Source organism: Mycobacterium sp. GA-0227b (assembly GCF_001499855.1).
Lineage (GTDB): Bacteria > Actinomycetota > Actinomycetes > Mycobacteriales > Mycobacteriaceae > Mycobacterium.
This window is the reverse complement of the sequence record NZ_LQIK01000004.1, coordinates 195,017-213,814: the sequence shown is the minus strand read 5'-3', so window position 1 is coordinate 213,814 and position 18,798 is coordinate 195,017. Positions and strand designations below refer to the sequence as shown.

General features: G+C 63.9%; 16 protein-coding genes, 1 tRNA gene and 1 pseudogene. 7 read left to right on the top strand and 11 right to left on the bottom strand.

Going from position 1 to position 18,798, the window contains the following annotated elements; translation table 11 throughout:
• Positions 1-417 precede the first annotated feature (417 nt).
• From AU185_RS05970 to AU185_RS05950, 5 genes are all read right to left on the bottom strand, one after another.
• The gene (locus AU185_RS05970; RefSeq protein WP_059098958.1) at positions 418-645 is read right to left on the bottom strand and encodes a hypothetical protein; all 228 of its coding nucleotides are present in this window, start codon (positions 643-645) and stop codon (positions 418-420) included.
• 547 nt (positions 646-1,192) lie between these two features.
• Positions 1,193-1,468 (bottom strand): hypothetical protein, encoded by a 276-nt coding sequence (locus AU185_RS05965; protein WP_231740282.1) that lies wholly within the window; start codon positions 1,466-1,468, stop codon positions 1,193-1,195.
• Between the two features lie 20 nt (positions 1,469-1,488).
• The gene (locus AU185_RS05960; protein ID WP_059098960.1) at positions 1,489-1,722 is read right to left on the bottom strand and encodes a type II toxin-antitoxin system Phd/YefM family antitoxin; all 234 of its coding nucleotides are present in this window, start codon (positions 1,720-1,722) and stop codon (positions 1,489-1,491) included.
• An 87-nt stretch (positions 1,723-1,809) separates the two neighbouring features.
• The gene (locus AU185_RS25040) at positions 1,810-2,250 is read right to left on the bottom strand and encodes a hypothetical protein (RefSeq protein ID WP_156425413.1); all 441 of its coding nucleotides are present in this window, start codon (positions 2,248-2,250) and stop codon (positions 1,810-1,812) included.
• Positions 2,247-3,062, bottom strand: a complete 816-nt coding sequence (locus AU185_RS05950) for an RNA polymerase sigma factor (protein WP_059098961.1) — start codon at positions 3,060-3,062, stop codon at positions 2,247-2,249. The genes AU185_RS25040 and AU185_RS05950 overlap by 4 nt, the downstream gene beginning before the upstream one ends.
• Before the next feature lie 451 nt (positions 3,063-3,513).
• Here AU185_RS05950 and AU185_RS05945 point away from each other — a divergent pair, with 451 nt between their 5' ends.
• On the top strand, positions 3,514-4,164 hold the full coding sequence (locus AU185_RS05945) for a CAAX protease (protein ID WP_059098962.1): 651 nt from the start codon (positions 3,514-3,516) through the stop codon (positions 4,162-4,164).
• 119 nt (positions 4,165-4,283) lie between these two features.
• On the opposite strand, the gene AU185_RS05940 is transcribed toward AU185_RS05945, so the two are convergent.
• The 3 genes and pseudogenes from AU185_RS05940 to AU185_RS24530 all read right to left on the bottom strand — a co-directional run bounded on the left by AU185_RS05940 (position 4,284) and on the right by AU185_RS24530 (position 6,844).
• The gene (locus AU185_RS05940) at positions 4,284-4,634 is read right to left on the bottom strand and encodes a hypothetical protein (RefSeq protein WP_231740283.1); all 351 of its coding nucleotides are present in this window, start codon (positions 4,632-4,634) and stop codon (positions 4,284-4,286) included.
• A gap of 471 nt (positions 4,635-5,105) precedes the next feature.
• A pseudogene (locus tag AU185_RS25035) lies at positions 5,106-5,213 on the bottom strand (prevent-host-death family protein); the annotation flags it as partial.
• Between the two features lie 899 nt (positions 5,214-6,112).
• Complete coding sequence (locus AU185_RS24530; RefSeq protein WP_082683752.1) at positions 6,113-6,844, bottom strand: hypothetical protein; 732 nt, start codon at positions 6,842-6,844, stop codon at positions 6,113-6,115.
• A gap of 913 nt (positions 6,845-7,757) precedes the next feature.
• On the opposite strand from AU185_RS24530, the gene AU185_RS24525 reads away from it, so the two are divergent.
• The 3 genes from AU185_RS24525 to AU185_RS05935 are packed head-to-tail and all read left to right on the top strand — an operon-like array spanning position 7,758 to position 10,082.
• Positions 7,758-8,594: a helix-turn-helix domain-containing protein gene (locus tag AU185_RS24525; protein WP_156425411.1), complete on the top strand. Its 837-nt coding sequence runs from the start codon at positions 7,758-7,760 to the stop codon at positions 8,592-8,594.
• Complete coding sequence (locus tag AU185_RS24520; protein ID WP_064412487.1) at positions 8,575-8,757, top strand: helix-turn-helix domain-containing protein; 183 nt, start codon at positions 8,575-8,577, stop codon at positions 8,755-8,757. The genes AU185_RS24525 and AU185_RS24520 overlap by 20 nt, the downstream gene beginning before the upstream one ends.
• Positions 8,754-10,082: a site-specific integrase gene (locus AU185_RS05935; protein ID WP_082683751.1), complete on the top strand. Its 1,329-nt coding sequence runs from the start codon at positions 8,754-8,756 to the stop codon at positions 10,080-10,082. Before AU185_RS24520 ends, AU185_RS05935 begins: the two co-directional genes overlap by 4 nt.
• Before the next feature lie 426 nt (positions 10,083-10,508).
• Here AU185_RS05935 and AU185_RS05930 read toward each other — a convergent pair.
• The 3 genes from AU185_RS05930 to AU185_RS05920 form a co-directional block, all read right to left on the bottom strand.
• A tRNA-Met gene (locus AU185_RS05930) sits at positions 10,509-10,585 on the bottom strand.
• 151 nt (positions 10,586-10,736) lie between these two features.
• Entirely contained in the window at positions 10,737-13,754 is a 3,018-nt protein-coding gene (locus AU185_RS05925) for a UPF0182 family protein (RefSeq protein ID WP_059098964.1), read from the bottom strand.
• Positions 13,755-13,854: 100 nt separating this feature from the next.
• Positions 13,855-14,877, bottom strand: coding sequence for a YlbL family protein (locus AU185_RS05920; RefSeq protein WP_059099076.1), 1,023 nt, complete (start codon positions 14,875-14,877; stop codon positions 13,855-13,857).
• A 195-nt stretch (positions 14,878-15,072) separates the two neighbouring features.
• On the opposite strand from AU185_RS05920, the gene AU185_RS05915 reads away from it, so the two are divergent.
• From AU185_RS05915 to AU185_RS05905, 3 genes are all read left to right on the top strand, one after another.
• Positions 15,073-16,452 carry a zinc-dependent metalloprotease gene (locus AU185_RS05915; protein ID WP_059098965.1) on the top strand — a complete coding sequence of 460 codons (1,380 nt, stop codon included), beginning with the start codon at positions 15,073-15,075 and terminating at the stop codon, positions 16,450-16,452.
• Positions 16,453-16,565: 113 nt separating this feature from the next.
• Positions 16,566-17,402, top strand: coding sequence for a hypothetical protein (locus AU185_RS05910; protein ID WP_059098966.1), 837 nt, complete (start codon positions 16,566-16,568; stop codon positions 17,400-17,402).
• Between the two features lie 42 nt (positions 17,403-17,444).
• On the top strand, positions 17,445-18,782 hold the full coding sequence (locus tag AU185_RS05905; protein ID WP_059099077.1) for a macrolide-binding ATPase MABP-1: 1,338 nt from the start codon (positions 17,445-17,447) through the stop codon (positions 18,780-18,782).
• Positions 18,783-18,798 lie beyond the last annotated feature (16 nt).

Here is an 18,798-nt window from a genome sequence, read left to right as displayed (position 1 = left end):
AACACGGCACAATAACCACGACCACGTGGCCTACTTTTCACCGTCGCTTCTGGCCTAGTTTTCAACCGTCGTCAACAGCCGGGAACGACCCGGCTTCAACGCGCAGTTACGCGCGTCCTCTCATGGTCAAGCCATGAAAAGTTCAGTCCAGCAATGGAATATGGATAGATCCTGTCGTATCGGCTGCTTCCGCAGTTGATACAGCGACCGGATGTGGACACAGTCGTGCTACTGGCAACTTTGCGGCAATCTTACCGGCATCGAGGGGACATCATCGATGGAAACATCGAGCGCAGACTGGATCAAAGAAGTCTGCGTGAGAGGACCGTGTTCAACCTGTTTTTGGGCGCACGAACGGCACGTCATGCACTGTACCCGCTGGTGGCGGCGTCAGCCTTGACCCGGAACCCCGGCGTGTCACTCGTCGGGGATGACGACTCCCGGCTTGAACGCCTCGCCGGCGTTGAACTCCTCTTCAAAGCGGTCGAACAGTTCGGTGATCGCCTTGCGGATGAACTTCTGCTGGTGACCGATGCCGGTGTACGGCCGTGTCCACGTAATGGTGTTGACCATCCGCTCTTTCAACTCCACGGGCAACGACAGCAGGATGTCGGCGGATATGCGGCTATGGTCGCTCTGAGCCATCCGAACATCTTTGCCTGCTCTCGATCATGTTCGTGCATGGTTGGCGAACTGCGGCTAGCTCCCCGTGTTCGGGGAGGCGGCCTATCCTTCGAAGGTGACGGAAGAGAGCGGCGATACCGGGGTGGCGCGGGGCCGCTGCTCCCCCGCGCCGGGACGTCAGCGGCCCGACCTTGGTGTCCCGAAGGACTGGATGAGCCGTCTACCGAGGAAGACTGGCCCATTAATGATCTCGACGACTGGCCCTTCGATGATCCATCCGTTGACGTTGCGCGTCTCCGCGAATCGCTGATGGAGTCAGAAGCCGACATCGCGGCCGGCCGCACGTTCGGCGAAGACGAGATCCGCACCCGCTACGGCCTTCCCCGAAAGTGAGGTCGAAGTGATTCGTACGGAAGCTGAGCCCGACCCGGATGGCCTCGATGTCGGCTACTCCCAGCTGGCGCCGGAGTTCAACAGCGAGGCCGCCAATGTTGAACGTCGGGCTGCGCGGGACCGCTATGCGGGTCGGACTGGAGAGCCGTAGAGAAGAACGCCCCTGGCCGCCTGTTCAGATCAGCCGGGGGTCGCCGTCTTCGTCGAGGATGATGTGCCGTTCGCCGCGCTGGAGTGCGTCGAGTGCAAGGTCTATCTCGTGGACGGCGAGATCGGTTATCCGGCTGGGGCCGAGGACGATGATCTGGTCAGCGTGATCTGCGCCGCCGCCGGCCGCCAGGCCGACGTACTCCGCGTTGGGGGCGACGACGAACTGCAGATCCCAGCCGATGACGCCTCCCACCTCGCGCGCGCGTCGGTCGAGAGTTTGCACGTCGTCGTCGGTCAGCACGTGATGCCCCTCCCCCGCCATCAGGCGTTGTCGGCGATTCTGCGGCGCAGCGTGTTCAGCTCGTCGAGCAGCTGCTCATAGCGCTGAAGAGACATGACAACGGCGGCAGGCTTGCCGGCGGTGTTGGCCAGGACGACGTTGCCGCCACTGGTGGCCACCTGATCGATCAGGTGCTGATGCAGTTCGCGGACCGGGATCAGCTCACTGGGAAGGGCTTGCGCGCCGCCGAGGGCTTCAACGGTGGTGCGGATCATGGGATTTGCCTTTCGGAGGTGGGTCGGTCTGGTGTACCCTCGGCCCGTCTGTCGAGCCGAGGGGACGCCGCCGAATCCGGTTGATGCTCAACCGCGTTCGGTGACCGTGGTGTTGGGGTGACGTGCAGCCGTGGAGCCCTTCACGAACTTGCCGGTGATGGCACTGCGGTGATGAGTTCCGCTGCTGCGGTTGGCGCCCCGTTCGGTGACCGTGGTGTTGGGTTTGCGCGCCGCGGTGGACGCCTTGACGTAGCGACCGGTGGCCGCGCTGCGGTGATGTCCCTTTGCCATTGTCTTGTCCTTTCGTGTTGTCCGGCCCGGTGTTGAGCCGGATACCGGTCTATAAGTGCGCTCGTCGGCTCGATCCCTGAATTCGCCGGAACCGTCGTGCCCGTGGCCGCCCTCGGCGGCGCGGCGGGCCAGTGCGTCGCCTTCGGCGGCGGTCACCGACCGGCGTGCTACTCGCCCGGTGCGGGTGCCCAACGAGCTGGCGTTGATGAGTGCGGTGAGGTGCTTGATGGTGGTCACGACGTCCTCTTTCGGAGTTGGCGGAGTTGATAGCCGATGAGGTTCTCCACGCTCTTGGCGTCGGGCAGGCCCAGCTCGTCGGCGATCTCACGCTGGGTGAAGCCGTGCTCCTGTAGGAACAGCGCTCGGCGCGCCCGGTCGGTGCTTAGCAGCGCCATCGCCTCGGCCACCGTGTCGTTGGCGACGATGGTCTCCTCGATGCCCTTGATGATGTCGAACCGGTCCTCGGGCAGCTCGGCCATCGGCGTGGTGGCCTCCTGGATGCGCTCTTTCTCGGCCCGCAGTGCGCTGCGGTAGATGTTGGCGAACTGATAGAGGCACTGGCCGATGAAGAAGGTGCCCAGCGACGCCCCACCCGAGGACTGCCAGCGGTGGGTCTTGAGCACCTTGTCGCGGAAGTAGATCAGCGCGGCGACCACGGTGTCGGTGGCGATGTCGTCGATGGTCTGGTCGTCGGGCCAGCCCTCGATGCGGCCCAGACCGTAGCCGGTCAGCGCCTTGGCCTTGCCGTAGATGGTGCCGTGGCGGATCCAGGCCCGCAGCACGCCGAGGCCGTAGCGGGTCAGCTCGCGGGAGAACCGCCCCCACAGCCGGCCGGTGAACTGTTCCAACTGCAGCGCCAGCAGCAGCTCCTCATCGGCTTGAAGACGCCGGAGTCGTTCCAGCTCGTCGGCGAGTTCGGTGGCCAGGTCAGGGTTGTCGAGCCAGGCACCGACCAAGCCTTCGTCGACGTCCTGGATGTCGCCCTGGTTGTCCGGTTGTAAGCGCGCGGCATCAACGGGCGGGCCGGGGCGGCGTGCCGGTCGATCCATGGCTACATCTCCAGGAGGCGAGAAAGAGACAACCGATCCCTACGGTTGTCGCTTCCTCTTAAGTCCGCGCGTACCGCGAACCCCTGAAACCTGGAAAAAGTTTTTTCCAAGCAGGCAGTCGCGTGCCGTGCTGCACCATTGTCCCAGGTCGAGCAGACAAGTCTCGGCATAGAGGAGGGGCTGGCCCTGGGGCCTGCTGGTGTCCCTGGATCGGGCGTGCGCGGCTTCTCTGGGGGTGTGCCGGGTCGGAGGCAAGCTGCCCCTCTGGGGCCCCGGACCACGAACTGAAGGTGGCCCTTCAGCCGCAGATAGCGCTGTTCAAAGCAAAGAGCCCGGGTCGGTCGCAAGGACCGAATACCGGGCTCTTCTTGGCATTAACCGGGCACGCGCAACACGTCACACCGGCCTGTATGCACTCAATCATACGTGGAGCCTTGGTAGAACTCAACAAGTGACGGCACCGGGCCCCTGGGTTGAACAATGGTTGAGCCCCCAGCGATTCCACACGTACATGCTCCTGGCCGGTGGTGACCGCACCCGCGCTCTCGACCTGCACGAATGGAACACCCAGCTCAACGCCGCACTGCTGCACGACTTCGCCCACCTCGAAGTTGGCCTCCGCAACTTCTACGACAGGGCACTTATGAGTGCCGTCCAGCCAGGCGAGGCCCACTGGACCGACCCGGCTTCGTTCACCGCGCTATTCCCGGCGGTAACGGGCAACGACGCCCGCACCCACGCCGACCTGGCCTCCGCACGCACCAAGGCCGGCGGCCCATCCGCACCTCCCGGAAAGATCCTTGCCGAGCTGACCTTCGGGTTCTGGGTCCTGCTGACCAGCTCGCGGCACACGACGCTGCTGTGGATCCCGCATCTGGAAGCCCTCTACCCGGCCGGTTCGCAGCGACACAAAATTCACTTCGGCCTCGATGACATGCGTAAGGCGCGCAACCGGGTAGCTCACCACGAGCCTGTCCGTGTCGCAGACGTTAACAACCTGATCCGCCGAATGCGTCGCTACGCCGGTTACATCTCTCCCGATCTCCGGCGCTACATCCGACAGACCAGCACCGTCGAGGCGCTGCTGCTCTCACGTCCTTGACGTGGCACGTGGGGGTCTACCGCGAGTCGGCGATTTTCTGCATTCGCGCATCAACGGGACGCCCGGTCTTCTTGCTGGCGGTGACAGCCGCATGGGCAGCGGCCTGACGGACAGCCAAGCTACGCCCCGTCTTCGGCTTCGGCTTCGGGGGGTTGCTGCCGCTGGCATTCGTCGTGGCCATCGACACTCCCCTCTTCCACCTCGTCGCCCAGGTCTTCCACCTCACCCAGGGCGGTGTGCTCACCGATCACCTGGACGATATCGGAGTCTCCGCGTGTAGCCAGCTTAGATTGCAGCAGCGTATCGAGCATCTTCGATCCCAACGCTGCCTCCGTGTCATCAGAGCTGAAAGTCCGCTCGAATGCCCACGTGACGCGACGCCACCATTCGCTGCGGCGATCGGCGGTGTTCTTCTGCCACCACGTGATCAGCACTCCACCGATAGCGACCGACCCGACGATCAACGTCACCCACGCTTGCGCAGGCATCCGCCCGATTCCTCACTGTCCGCACCGACTGAACCCGTCGCTTCGGACAGTAGAGATCAAGGGTGCAAAACCTCGACTGATGACCGCCGTTTGCGACTTCCACCTCGGAAGTACCGGCCAGATCAGCGGATTCCGTCCCAGGACAACAGCAGTGCACCCGGAGAACTCGCGGACTCGCCCGTCGACGTCGCAGACCTTCGCGAATCGCTACTGGAGGCGGAAGCCGACCTCGCAGCCGGGCGCACAATCAGCGGGGACGAGATCCGCGCCCGCTATGGCTCGCCGCGAGGAGCCACAGACTGACCCTCTCGGTCTTTCGCTCGCGGTGGTCGACACTCGGTGCGATTCACCGGCGAGCTGACGAGCGCGTCGATAAGTTTTGCCACCGCGCCAACGCGCTCAGTGAAAGGTCGCCCGTCGCATCTGCGCTATAGGTCCCCGATGATAGTTCGGCTAGTACCTTTCCTCAGCGCGCATACGTTGCAGCAGCATGCCGGCGGAATCAGCTCCGTCAACCATCGGAATCGTTGGCCGCGGCGCGAGCCCGTGCGTGGTCGCAGGGTGCAACTTGCCCATGCGCATGAGTGCAGTGAGAGCGTCGATCTCATCGTCGTGCTTCATACTGGAAGCTCCCTCAGTCGATCGTCGTCTCAGTATTCCATGTATCCCAGCTCTGGCGTGTTTTGATGCTGGATCAATACTCGAGGTTACCGTCAACGAGCGCAACGGACTGGACGGTCGGCAGCGCGCTGTAGTCGGGAGGGTTTCGGTGAACACCCGCTCAAGGACTATCCGGCTCAGGGTTGCCGTCTTCGTCCTGACTTGCGGTTGTCATCGCCAGGTGAATGCGTGCTCGCTTGACGAGTTCTATGACCGCGGGGTTCAAGAGCTCTCCGACAGTGACGTTCAGGCTCTTGGCATATGCGGTCACGACTTTGTGATCATCTTCCGTGACGCGCTTCGCTAGGAACTTCGGACTCGCGCGATTCTCGCGATGGCGCCAGTTCCGCCGACGACTAGAGGAATCGTCTGACATTGGACTCCGCTGTCGAACTCAGCACTTGTGTTCACCCCAGTTGCGCGACCTGCTCACGGGCGATTAGCTAGGTCGTCTTTTACGCTGACGACAAGGGGGCTGCGGGCAAGGCCGCTCACGAACGCCGGCCCGTGAATCGCGATTATGTCGTCGAGTTCCAGGGGTTCTGTTGTTTCCGCCCGTTGCTGAATGCTGGGAGCACAGTCACAGCCGCAAGGTATCCAACTCGGGCGGACGGAATCAAGGATGCCACCATCGAATCTCTGAGCCTGCGTTGTTGCCGAGTTCTCCAGCTGAGCGCTCACAGCCGAGATGGACTCGTCGTGACTGTCGAGGGGACAACTTCCAACCAGCTGAATCGGCGGATCGAGGGAAAGACTTGCTTTCCTCCGCAGGACATCGTGCGGATTCTGGCCCTTATCCATCATTCTCGATGACGCCAAACACTCTTGTTAGCAAGGCAATACGACACGGCATCGGGTGAGACAACCTTGAAATCGCTCAATACCACCGAACATTCGTCGGCAGTGAACCCCGCATCCGCCAGCGCCTTCATCCATGCGATCAGAGCCCGCCCCCTCCCATTAGCGTCCAAAGCCAGCGCCCAGACACGACCGAAGGTCGCCGCGGCCGAACGCGCATAAGCATCGCGGACCACAGCTGCAGCATCGTCGAATAGTGCCTGAGAAGTCGAAGCGTACCGTTCCAGCTCGTCAGTTCTGATACCAGCGACACTGAGATAGAGCAGTGCGTTGGCAACTTCCGTACGCCAAAGATCCTGCAGTGTGGTGCGGTGCACGCATCGTGGCTGAAGGACGTGTACATAGTCGGCGCCTTCCGTGCATGTCGTCGGCAGACCCATGTTCCTGTGGATGGGTGGCATGGCTGATGCGCTTCGTGTGTCTTCGCCTTCAGCAAGTGAAGCAGCGAGGTCAATGCACGCGCCCCCAAGCCGAGTCCAAACCGCGTGCAGACGATCGGCATGCAGCGCGAGCGGATAGGTCACAAATGTTGATCCATCCGGTAGGACGTGAGGGGTTACGACGCTAAACGAACGTGCCCATCGGGCCGCCTGTTCGACGACTTCTGCGATTGCTGCATGCCGCCGACCGAGCTCAAACCCCCGGCTATTGGCTTGGCTGAGTTCGTCGTTCACGTCCTGTCTCCAACCCGGATCATGGAAGACCCCGATAGTTCAAGCCGCTCGCCAGACCCGTAATTCGTGGATATGTTGTGCGCGAGGCGCCAATTGCTCGATCGTCTGTGCAGTCCCTACAACTTCGCAACTTGGCACCCATCCGATCAACAACCCCTGCGGCCTGACGACGCATCCGCGCGTCTGGCGAAATGCTCAGTCGATTGCCAGTGGCCGCAGCCATCCGCCGAGCCGTTGGCAGAGTCGGATTCTTCGCCTACGAGGCCACCAATGTGTCCAAACATGGGCACGGCCACCGCAGCAGCAGCGACGCACGTCGTTCGAGCGAGCTCATCTGCCCGTCGCTGAAAACTCATAGCCCTTGTGTCGCCGTGCACGCACCTACGGTACCGCTAGCTAGCAATGACTGGCTAGCAGCTGAAACGCATTACCTAAGAATAGATTCTGCCCAACACACATGCGCTCCCCTCGAAGCAGCCGAAGTATTGACTCATGCTCAACTTATGCACAAGCACTGACCAACTAACGACCAACTGAAGCCCAACTAGTGCCCAATTACTGCTTCAAATAACCACATTGGGTGTCAAGGGATGCTCGCCGATGGCCGTGCAGGAGCGGCCAGTGTTCCGGCACAGCGGACATCGTCGTCCGGTCACGATCCCAATAGGCCACTCTGAACTTCGCGGCTTGTCGCTTTCGGCTGACGACAAGGGTTGATTTTTCGCCCAAGTTGCGACTGGTGGTGGACGCCGTTTCATCCATTCATCTACGTTCCAAATCATCGAGATCCCTATCGCTCTGTCAGCCTGCAGCGAGTCTGCATGATGGCCGTCCGAACCATCACCCGTGACCGCACAAGAGAACCTCGGAAGACAATGATCGACGAAATTTCAACATCCAGCGAGAATTACCGATGAGCTGGAAGGCACTCGACTGGGCGATAACCATCGAGGTTTCGAGTCCGATGATGCGCCTTGTCCTCATACTGCTTGCGAACCGGGCAGACGACAAGTTTTCGTGCTACCCGTCAATTCGAAAGATCGTCTCGGAATCTTGCGCCGCGCGGAGCACCGTGTTGGAAACGCTTCGCAAACTCGAGGATGAGGGGCTCGTGCAGCGGGTCGCTCGGTATCACGATTCGGGAGCCAGGCGTTCGAGCCGCTACCTCCTCAATCACCCAGATGCGACGCACAACTCTCCCCTTCCGGAGGTCGGACTCCCCCAGTCCGCCAACACGACGGGGGCCGTCCGACCTCCGGACGGGAACTGTCCACCGGTTGTACCTCCGCGGGTCCAGGGCACTGTCGCCTTGAACCTTTCCAAAGAAACTTCACTAGGACCGTCGTCGGCAGCAGTGCTGAGTTCACTTCCAAGCCCATGGCACGTCAATCGGGAGGACGCGAGAAAACTTGCACCGGCAATCGAGGCAGCCTTCGCAGCAGGTTGGACATCACAGACTCTGTTGGCCCATCTCTCGGCCCGGCCAGAGGGAGTGCGTTATCCCGCTGCTGTCCTCGCTCGGCGTCTCACTGAGCTGCCGCCCCCACCAACACTTTCCGTACACCAAGTGCCATCGTGGTGCGGCGATTGCGAGGACCCAATGTCGCGCACAATCACAGTCACACAGTCCGACGGCACTGAGGCAGCAGCGTTTTGCCCGCGTTGCAGCCCACAGCAGCACTCAGCGAGAGTTGCAAACTCAATAAGTTACGAAGGGGAGGTGAACTTAGATGGAATCGAACGTATTTGATCATCTCCCACTGCTTCTCGCGGTTCCCCGGGCTGCGAGCATTCTGGGAATCAGCCGTGCTGCGGCCTACAGACTTGCCGCGTCTGGCGAGCTCCCAGTCCGGAGACTCGGCGGACGCGTCTATGTCGTCACTGCCGAGCTGCGCCAGTTGGTGGCATCGTGAAGGGGTCGGTCTACCAGCGCGGAAGAACGTGGACATATCGATTCCGAGGGCCTGAGCGAGATCCATCCACCGGCGAGTATCCAACTATCTCAAAGGGTGGGTTTTCCACGGAGAAGGAGGCCTGGAGGGCCTGTCGCGATGCCATGCGGGGAGCCGATCAAGGTCGCGTTGTTCGTCCCTCGACTCGCACAGTGGCTCAGTTTTTCGCCGAATGGTTTCCAGCCATCGAACCTTCTATGGACGCAACGACTTGGCAGAACTGGAATGACTACGCTAGGTGTTACGTAGTGCCGCACATTGGCGCAGAAAGGCTGCAACGGCTCGATGAGCCACAGCTCCTGAAGCTCTACGCGAAACTACTTTCTGAGGGCCGGATCAAGCAGGACCGCAACTACGCGATGTATCACTACTGGCGTAGCCAGACGGTCGACGGGTCGACACCGAGTCCGCGCGAAGTGGCTAAGGCGTGTGATACAACGATTCACGCTGCGCGGGCTGCAGTACGCCGGTACAACGCCGGCATCGCTCCGAAGCAGGTGCATCCGGGGCTGGCGCCGAAGACCGTGCGGAACATACATGCAATGATCCACCGTGCACTTGTCGATGCCGTCGCGTGGAGGTACACGTCGCATAATGCGGCGGCTAATGTAAAGCCGCCTAAACGTCCCCGTGCGCGGCGAACAGTGTGGAACCCCGAGCAAATACGGACGTTTCTGCAGACGGCAAGTCACGACCGCTTCGCTGCCCTTTTCCTGCTTGAGCTCACCACTGGAATACGACGCGGCCAGATCTGCGGCCTCAGGTGGCACGACGTCGACCTGGACGCGCGCGAGATCACTGTGCATGACAATCGGGTCGTAGTTGGCGGCCACGCGAGGGACAAAGCGGGCGGCAAGACGCACAATGCCGATCAAACGATCGCGATAGATCAGACTACTGCTGCGGCACTTCAAAGATGGCGACAATTGCAGGATGAAGAGCGGGCATTTTTCGGAAGCGACTACCACCCCGGAAACTACGTCTTTACCTTCCAGGATGGTCGACCGCCGCATCCCGATTCCATCCGTCAACGGTTTGACCGCTTGGCGGCTGCCACCGGCCTAGAGCGGATTACCTTCCACGACTTGCGGCATTCGTACGCGACGGCCGCGTTGAAGGCTGGCGTCAACCCAAAGACTGTGAGCGAGCGTATCGGGCATGCCGACGTCGGGTTCTTCTTGCAGACGTATGCCCACGTATTAAAGAACGACGACAGAGACGCTGCTGAACAGGCAGCGATGTTCGTGATCGGCGATGACTACCGCTCGTCAACGGAAGTGGACTAAGCCACCTCGGTACTGGGAGTCGCGGGCTTTGGAGCTGCCACAACCGAGTAGCAGAGGCCAACCGACTGTAGTCGGCGGTGCGGTTACCCGGTGATCCAAACGTCCCTGTTCGACAATGATGTGGAACGCCTTCCGCCGCCCGACCGGGCGACCGAGAGGTATTTATAGTTACTCAATCGGGCCTGCGCCGGCCCTAAAGCACCTTCCGTCATCTGTTCGGAGGGCTGGTACTTCGAGTACGCCGACGCTGACAACGACCTGCGCAGCCGGTCCTGACAATAAGCGGTCCCAACAGGTCGGCGCCCGGACACCGCGGACGCTAATCATCAGCCGACCAGCACCTAATCAGGAGTTCTGACGTTCACAATTTCGTTCACAAATCAATTGAAAACGGCCCTCGGAGGGTTCTCCGAGGGCCGTTTTGCCTGGTAGCGGGGACAGGATTCGAACCTGCGACCTCTGGGTTATGAGCCCAGCGAGCTACCGAGCTGCTCCACCCCGCGTCGGGTGAACGCAACGTTACCGAAGGCGCTCGTGCACTTCCAAATCGCGCGGTCACGGGCCTTTCGCTACGCGTCAGCGACCGCAAATGTACGGCCGGACACCGTGTGTTGCCGTACAGACACGGTCGCTCGCGCAGAACGCGGAGAAGGGCTAGCCGGCGGACTGGTACTTGCTCATCGCATCGTCGAGGCGTTGCAGCGCCTCGCCGAACTCGCCGAAGTCACCGCTCTGCTGAGCCTTACGCAGCGCGTCGAGCGCCGTGTTGACTTCTTGCAGCGCAGCGGCTTTCGCGCCGGACAACTCCACCGGGCCGCCCGGCGGCACCGCGGCGGGAGCGGGCGCCTCCGGTGCCTGGCCCTGCTGGTTGGCCGGCGTGCGACCGGTCGGCGCTTCACCGTCGGCCGGGGGCTGCGCGGCCGGCTGCTGTCCACCCGGACCCGCGATCGGCGCAGGCCCGGTGGCGGTCGCGTCGGCGCCAGGCCCGAACAACTCGGTCAGCGCATCGCGGACCGTGGGGCCGTAGCCGACCTTGTCGTTGTACATCATCGCCACCCGGATGAGGCGCGGGTACGACGACGCGGCGTCGCTGGCCCCCGGCGAGGCGTACACCGGCGCGACGTAGAGCAGCCCACCATCAGCCACCGGCAGCGTCAGCAGGTTGCCCCACCGGATGCGGTTCTGGTTGTCGCGGCCGATCACGCCGAGGTCCTGGCTGACCGCGGTGTCGGTGCTGATCGCGTTGAACGCCAGCTTCGGACCGTTGACCTGCCCGGGGATCGTCAGCACCGTGAGCTTGCCGTAGGTGTCGGGATCAGAACTGGCGCTGATGTAGGCGGCGAGGAAGTCGCGGCGGAACCGGTTCATCGCGCTGGTCAGTTGGAACGACGCCGAACGGTCTCTGGTGACAAGGTCTTTGGCGACGATGTAGTACGGCGGCTGGTAGCTGCTCGCGGTCGGGTTCGGGTCGAGCGGCACGTCCCAGAAGTCCGACGTGGAGAAGAACGTCACCGGGTCGTCGACGTGGTACTTGGCCAGCAGCGCACGCTGCACCTTGAACAGGTCCTCGGGATAGCGCAGGTGCTGCTGCAGTTCCGGCGAGATCTCGCTCTTGGGCTTCACCGTGCCGGGGAACACCTTCATCCACGCTTTGAGAACCGGATCCTGCTCGTCCTGGGCGTAGAGGGTCACCGTGCCGTCGTAGGCGTCGACGGTGGCCTTCACCGAGTTGCGGATGTAGGACACCTGCTTGTCGGGTGCGAGCCGGTTGATCGCCACCTCGTTGGAGTCGGCGGTGGCGCTCGACAACGTCGTCAACTCTGAGTACGGGTAGTTGTCCAACGTGGTGTAGCCGTCGATGATCCACACCATCCGCTTGTTCACGATCGCGGGATACATGCTGGTGTCGGTGGTAAGCCACGGCGCCACCGCCTCGACGCGGTCCGCCGGATCGCGGTTGAACAGGATCTTGCTGTTCGGGCCGATCACGTTGGAGAACAAGAAGTTTCGTTCGGCGAACTTGGCGGCGAAAACCGACCGCGCCAGCCAGTTGCCCACTGGAACGCCGCCGCGGCCGGTGTAGGTGTAGTTCTTGGTCTCGGTGTTCGTCTCGTAGTCGTACTCGCGGTCGACGTCGCCGTTCTTGCCGACGATCGCGTAGTCGGCCGGGGTGTTGGAGATCACCGGTCCGAAATAGATGCGTGGCTGATCCAGCGGCGCCGGTCCGGGCGAGATGACGCTGCCGTTGGCGCCGACCACGCTGGCCAGGAACTCCGGATAACCGCCGTTCTGGTTGGGGTCGTTGGCGACGCCACGCACGGTGTTGGCCGGTGAGGCGATGAAACCGTTGCCGTGGGTGTAGACGGTGTGGCGGTTGATCCAGTCGCGCTGGTTGTCGATCAGCCGGTCGGGGTTGAGCTCGCGGGCGGCGACCACGTAGTCGCGCAGGTTGCCGTCGGGGCCGATGTAGCGGTCCATCGACAGCTGCTCGGGGAAGTAGTAGAAGTTCTTGCCCTGCTGGAACTGGGTGAACGCCGGGCTGACGATGGTCGGATCCAGCAGCCGGATGTTCGACGTCGTCGCCCGGTCCGCGGCGACCTGCTGCGCGGTGGCCGCCGAGTCGCCGCTGTAATTGCGGTAGGTGACCACGTCGTCGGTCAGCCCGTAAGCCTGTCTGGTCGCCGTGATGCTTCGGCTGATGTATTCGCTTTCCTTCTGCGCCGCATTGGGTTTGACGCTGAACTGCTCGACCACCAGCGGCCAGCCCGCGCCGACCACCAGCGACGACAACAGCAACAGCACCACACCGATCGCGGGGATACGCAAATCGCGCAGCACGATCGCCGAGAACACCGCGGCCGCGCAGATCACCGCGATCGCCATCAGGATGAGCTTGGCCGGCAGCACCGCGTTGATGTCGGTGTAGCCGGCACCGGTGAACGGCTTGCCGCCGCGGGTGTGGCTCAGCAGCTCGTAACGATCCAACCAATAGGCGACCGCCTTGAGCAGCATCAGGATGCCCACCAGGGTGATCAACTGGATGCGCGCCGCACGGCTCAACGCGCCGGCGCGCCCGGACAGTCGGATGCCGCCGAACAGATAGTGACCCAACAGGTTTCCGAGGAACGCCAGGAAGGTCGCGACGAACAGGTAGTTCAGCACGAGCCGGTAGAACGGCAGGTCGAAGGCATAGAAGCCGAGATCCATACCGAACTGCGGGTCGGTGATCCCGAAGCTGTCGCCGTGTAAGAACAGCTGGACCGTCTGCCACTGCCCCAGCGCGAACAGCCCGACGAACAAGCCGATGAGCGCGGGCACGCCGAAGCCGACCAGTCGCAGCCGCGCCATCACCGCGGTGCGGTAACTGGCGACCGGGTCGTTGGGGCCGTTGGTCGGCACGAACACCGGTCGGGTGCGGTAGGCCAGCGCCAGCCCGGCGAACAGGATCGCGCCGATCAATAGCGCCACCACGAGGAACAGCAGGATCTGGGTGAACAGCACGGTGGTGAAGACCGAGCGATAGCCGAGTTCGCCGAACCACAGCCAGTTGACGTAGGTGTCGATCAACCGTGGTCCGATCAACAACAGCAGGACGGCGACGGCGCCCACCCCGATGAGAATCCGGCTACGTCGTGTCAGCTTCGGCATTCGTGCCGCGGGCCGCATACCCACTCGTCGACTCCAGTTCCATTCCCATACGTCGCGATCGACGCCACCCCAAGCTTGGCCCCAACTCTACGCAACCACCGGCGGGCGGTGGCCGGCCAATCACCTAGCAATGGGGGCGTTCGCCACCGGCGGACAACGTCTTCAAAGCGTCGACGGCCTGCGCCAAGGTATCGACTTTGACCAGTTCGAGACCGTCCTGCGGGGCCGTCTTGGCTTCCTCGCAGTTGTCCGCGGGCACCAGGAAAACGGTCGCGCCCGCCTCCCGCGCGGACTGCGTCTTGTGGGTGATGCCGCCGATCGAGCCGACCTCGCCGTCCCCGGAGATCGTTCCGCTGCCCGCGACGAACTCGCCGTCGGTGAGGTCACCGGTGGTCAGTTTGTCGACCACTGCCAGGGAGAACATCAACCCCGCGGACGGACCGCCGATGTTGGCGAGGTTGAAGTCGATCGAGAACGGCGCCCAGGGCGCGTCAAGCACGCCGATACCGAGGTAGCCCTGGTCGCCTTCGGGATGCTTGCCCAGCGTGATGGTGGCGACGCCGGGCGGGCCGTCCTTACGGCGGTAGTCGAGCACCACGGTGTCACCCGGTTTGGTGTGCTCGAGCAAGGCCTGGAACTCCTCGAGGGTGGCCACCGGCTTGCCGTTGACGCCGTCGATCGCGTCGCCGTCCTTCAGCTTGCCCGCCGACGGTCCGTCGTCGTTGACGTTCTCCACCGTCACCGCCATCGGAAAATCCAGGTAGTGCAGCGCGGCGTATTCGGCGCTGCGTTCGGAGTTGCGGAAGTCGGTGGTGTTGGCCTCGTTGACCTCTTCGCGCGTCATGTCTGGCGGGTAGACCAGATCACGCGGCACCAGCTGCTCGCGGCCCGAGAGCCACAACGCCATCGCCTGGCCCAGCGTGAGCTGGTCGCGCTGGGACACCGTGGTCATGTTCAGATGCCCAGACGTGGGATAGACGTCGGCGCCCTCGATGTCGACGACCTGCTTACCCTCGACCTCGCCGAGCGTGTTGAACGTCGGCCCCGGGCCCAGTGACACGTAAGGCACCACCGCCACCGACGCGAGCACGCCGAAGGCCAGGATCGGGACGAGCGCGACGAGCAACGTCAAAGTCCGCCTGTTCACGCCGCCCAATGTAAAGGTTGCGGCGTCGGTGCCCTTGGTCACGCCGGGTCCGGACCGTTCGCGACTTCCACCCCCGGGGCTGTGAAATCCGGCCGGAGCACGACCGCCGCGCAGAAATCGGCGCTCGGACCGGGGTTCGCTGTCAGCGTGACCTGCCCAGCCACATCTCCGGCGGTCGGTGAGTACGGTTGAGGCATGGCTGACCCGCCTTTCGGCTTCTCCGCCGGGGACGACCCCGAGCGCGACAAGCGCAAGAAGGATCCCGATCAGGGGTCCGGCGCCGACCCGTTCGGCATGGGTTCTCAAGGCGGGTCCGAGTTCGACATGTCGCAGCTGGGCCAGATTTTCAGCAAGCTCGGCGAGATGTTCAGCGGGGCGGGCGGCGCGATGGCCGCCGGCAAGCAGTCCGGACCGGTGAACTACGACCTGGCCCGGCAGCTGGCGTCGAGCCAGATCGGCTTCGTCGCGCCGGTACCGGAAAAGACGAGTGCGGCAATCGCCGACGCCGTGCACCTCGCCGAAACCTGGCTGGACGGCGTGACGGCGCTGCCGGCGGGCACCAGCAAGGCCGTCGCGTGGACGCCGACGGACTGGATCGACAACACGCTCGAAACGTGGAAGCGGTTGTGCGACCCGGTCGCCGAACAGATCTCGACGGTGTGGGCGTCCACGCTGCCCGACGAGGCCAGGACCATGGCCGGTCCCCTGCTGTCGATGATGACGCAGATGGGCGGAATGGCGTTCGGCTCACAACTGGGTCAGGCGCTGGGCAAGCTGTCGCGAGAAGTGTTGACCTCCACCGACATCGGGCTGCCGCTCGGCCCCAAAGGGGTGGCCGCACTGATGCCGGAGGCGGTCGAGTCGCTGTCCGAGGGTCTCGAGCAGCCGCGCAGCGAGATCCTCACCTTCCTCGCCGCCCGCGAGGCAGCCCACCACCGCCTGTTCAGCCACGTGCCGTGGCTGGCCAGCCAGCTGCTGAATGCGGTCGAGGCGTTCGCCCGCGGCATGAAGATCGACATGAGCGGCATCGAAGAACTGGCCTCGGGCATCAATCCGGCGGCGCTGACCGACCCGGCGCAGATGGAACAACTGCTCAATCAGGGCATCTTCGAGCCGAAGGCGACGCCGGAGCAGACCGCGGCGCTGGAGCGGCTGGAGACGCTGCTGGCGCTGATCGAGGGGTGGGTGCAGACGGTCGTCACCAATGCGCTCGGCGACCGCATTCCCGGCACGGCGGCGCTGGCGGAGGTGCTGCGCAGGCGCCGGGCCACCGGCGGGCCGGCAGAGCAGACCTTCGCGACCCTGGTGGGGCTGGAACTGCGGCCGCGCAAGATGCGGGAGGCCGCGGTGCTCTGGGAGCGGTTGACCGAGGCCGTCGGCTCCGATGGCCGCGACGCGGTATGGCAGCATCCGGACTTGCTGCCCACCGCCAAGGACCTCGACGAGCCGGCCGGATTCATCGACCGGATGATCGGCGGCGACACCAGCGGGATGGACAGCGCCATCGAGGAGGCGATCGCCGACCTCGAGAAGGACATCCAGAACCCCGATCGCGGTAAAGGCGACGACCAATAGTGATTCGGGTGTAGTTGGTCGCGCTCAGCGCAACCGGCCACACCGAAATCCCGCTGCGCTGACGCCTGTGGATAACTACCGGCGGCCGTCGCGCGGCGTGGCACGCTCGATCGATGACGCGATACGCGCTGAGCGCGGCGACACCGGTGCTGCTGCGCCCGGACGGCGCCGTGCAGGTGGGCTGGGACCCGCGGCGCGCGGTCATGATCCGTCCTCCGGCGTGGCTGCCCGCGGCAACAGCGGCGAGCATGCTGCGCCATCTGCAATCGGGTGCGAGCCTGGCCGACCTGCAGGCCCACGCACCGGCGGTTGACGGGGCAATCGTCGAAGACTTCATCGGATTGTTGGTTGACGCCGGTCTGGTGACCACCACCCGGGTTCGACGAGGCCGCGCCGCGGCGGTGCGCATCCATGGCCGCGGCCCGCTGTCCGATCTGCTCGACACCGCGCTGCGGTGTTCGGGTGCGCGCCTCACCCACAGCAACCGGACCGACACCGGTGCGCCGACCGAGCCGACCGATCTGGTGGTGTTCACCGACTACCTGGTGGCCGACCCGCGCGTGGTGCGCGAGTTGCACGCCGCCGAGGTGCCACACCTGCCGGTGCGCGTGCGCGACGGCGTCGGCCTGGTCGGGCCGTTGGTCATCCCCGGCGTGACGAGCTGCCTCGGGTGTGCGGACCTGCATCGGAGCGACCGGGACGCGGCGTGGCCGGCGGTCGCCGCGCAGTTGCGCCACACCGTCGGAAGCGCCGATCGGGCGACCGTGTTGGGCACGGCCGCGCTCGCGCTGAACCAGGTCGACCGGGTCATCCGCGCCGTCCGCGGCGGCGCCGACATGAGCCGCTTCGCCGAGCCGCCGCCGACGCTCGACACGACGCTGGAGTTCGACATCAACGTGGGTTCCGTGGTGGCGAGGCGGTGGTCGCGTCATCCGCGCTGTGGATGTTGACATCCATTGTTGGCAAGTCGTTGCGGGGTGTTCAGCACCGTCGTGGATGATGGTCTGGTGAGTGACATCAAGCGGGGTCGGGCCGCGCGAAACGCCAAGCTGGCCAGCCTGCCGGTCGGCATGGCGGGCCGGGCCGCGTTGGGCTTCGGTAAACGGCTGACCGGTAAGTCGAAAGACGAGGTCAACGCCGAGCTGATGGACAAGGCGGCCCAGCAACTGTTCACCGTGCTCGGTGAGCTCAAGGGCGGCGCGATGAAGGTCGGCCAGGCGCTGTCGGTGGTGGAGGCCGCGATTCCCGAGCGCTACGGCAAGCCGTACCGCGAGGCGCTGACCAAGCTGCAACGCGAGGCGCCGCCGCTGCCGGCGGCCAAGGTGCACCGGGTGCTGGATCAGCAACTGGGCACCAAGTGGCGCGAGCGGTTCCAGTCGTTCGACGACAAGGCGATCGCTTCGGCCAGCATCGGTCAGGTCCACAAGGCGGTGTGGTCCGACGGGCGTGAGGTGGCGGTCAAGATCCAGTACCCCGGCGCCGACGAGGCGCTGCGAGCCGACCTAAAGACCATGCAGCGCATGGTCGGTGTGCTCAAGCAGTTGGCCCCGGGCGCCGACGTTCAAGGCATTGTCGACGAACTCATCGAGCGCACCGAAATGGAGTTGGATTACCGACTGGAGGCCGACAACCAGCGCGCGTTCGCCAAGGCATACGACGGGGACCCGAAGTTCTTGGTGCCCAAGGTGGTTGCCAGCGCCCCCAAGGTCGTCATTCAGGAGTGGATCGAGGGCATCCCACTGTCACAGATCATCCGCGAGGGCACTCAGGAACAGCGTGACCTGATGGCCACCCGGCTGTTCGAGTTCTGCGATGATGCGCCGCGCCGGCTCGAAATGGTGCACGGCGACGCCCATCCCGGAAACTTCATGCTGCTGCCCGGCGACAAGATGGGTGTCATCGACTTCGGCGCGGTGGCGCCGATGCCGGGCGGCTGGCCGATCGAACTCGGCCAGATTCTCCGCTACGCCGTCGACAAGAACTACGACAAGCTGCTGCCCACGATGGAGAAAGCCGGCTTCATCCAGAAAGGCCAGCAGGTCTCCATTCGCGAGATCGACGACATGCTCAAGCAGTACGTCGAGCCGCTGCAGGTTCCGATTTTCCACTACCGCCGTTCGTGGCTGCAGCGCATGACGTTGTTGGAATTCGACCGGTTCGGCGGGCAGATCAAGACCGCTCGGCAGATGGACATCCCGCCGAAGTTGGCGATTCCCATGCGGGTGATCGCGTCGATCGTCGCGATCTCCTGCCAGCTCGACGCCCACGTCGACACTCGGCGCATCGCCGATGAGTACGTCCCGGGCTTCGCCAACCCCGACGAGGTCTAGCGGCACCTGACACCGA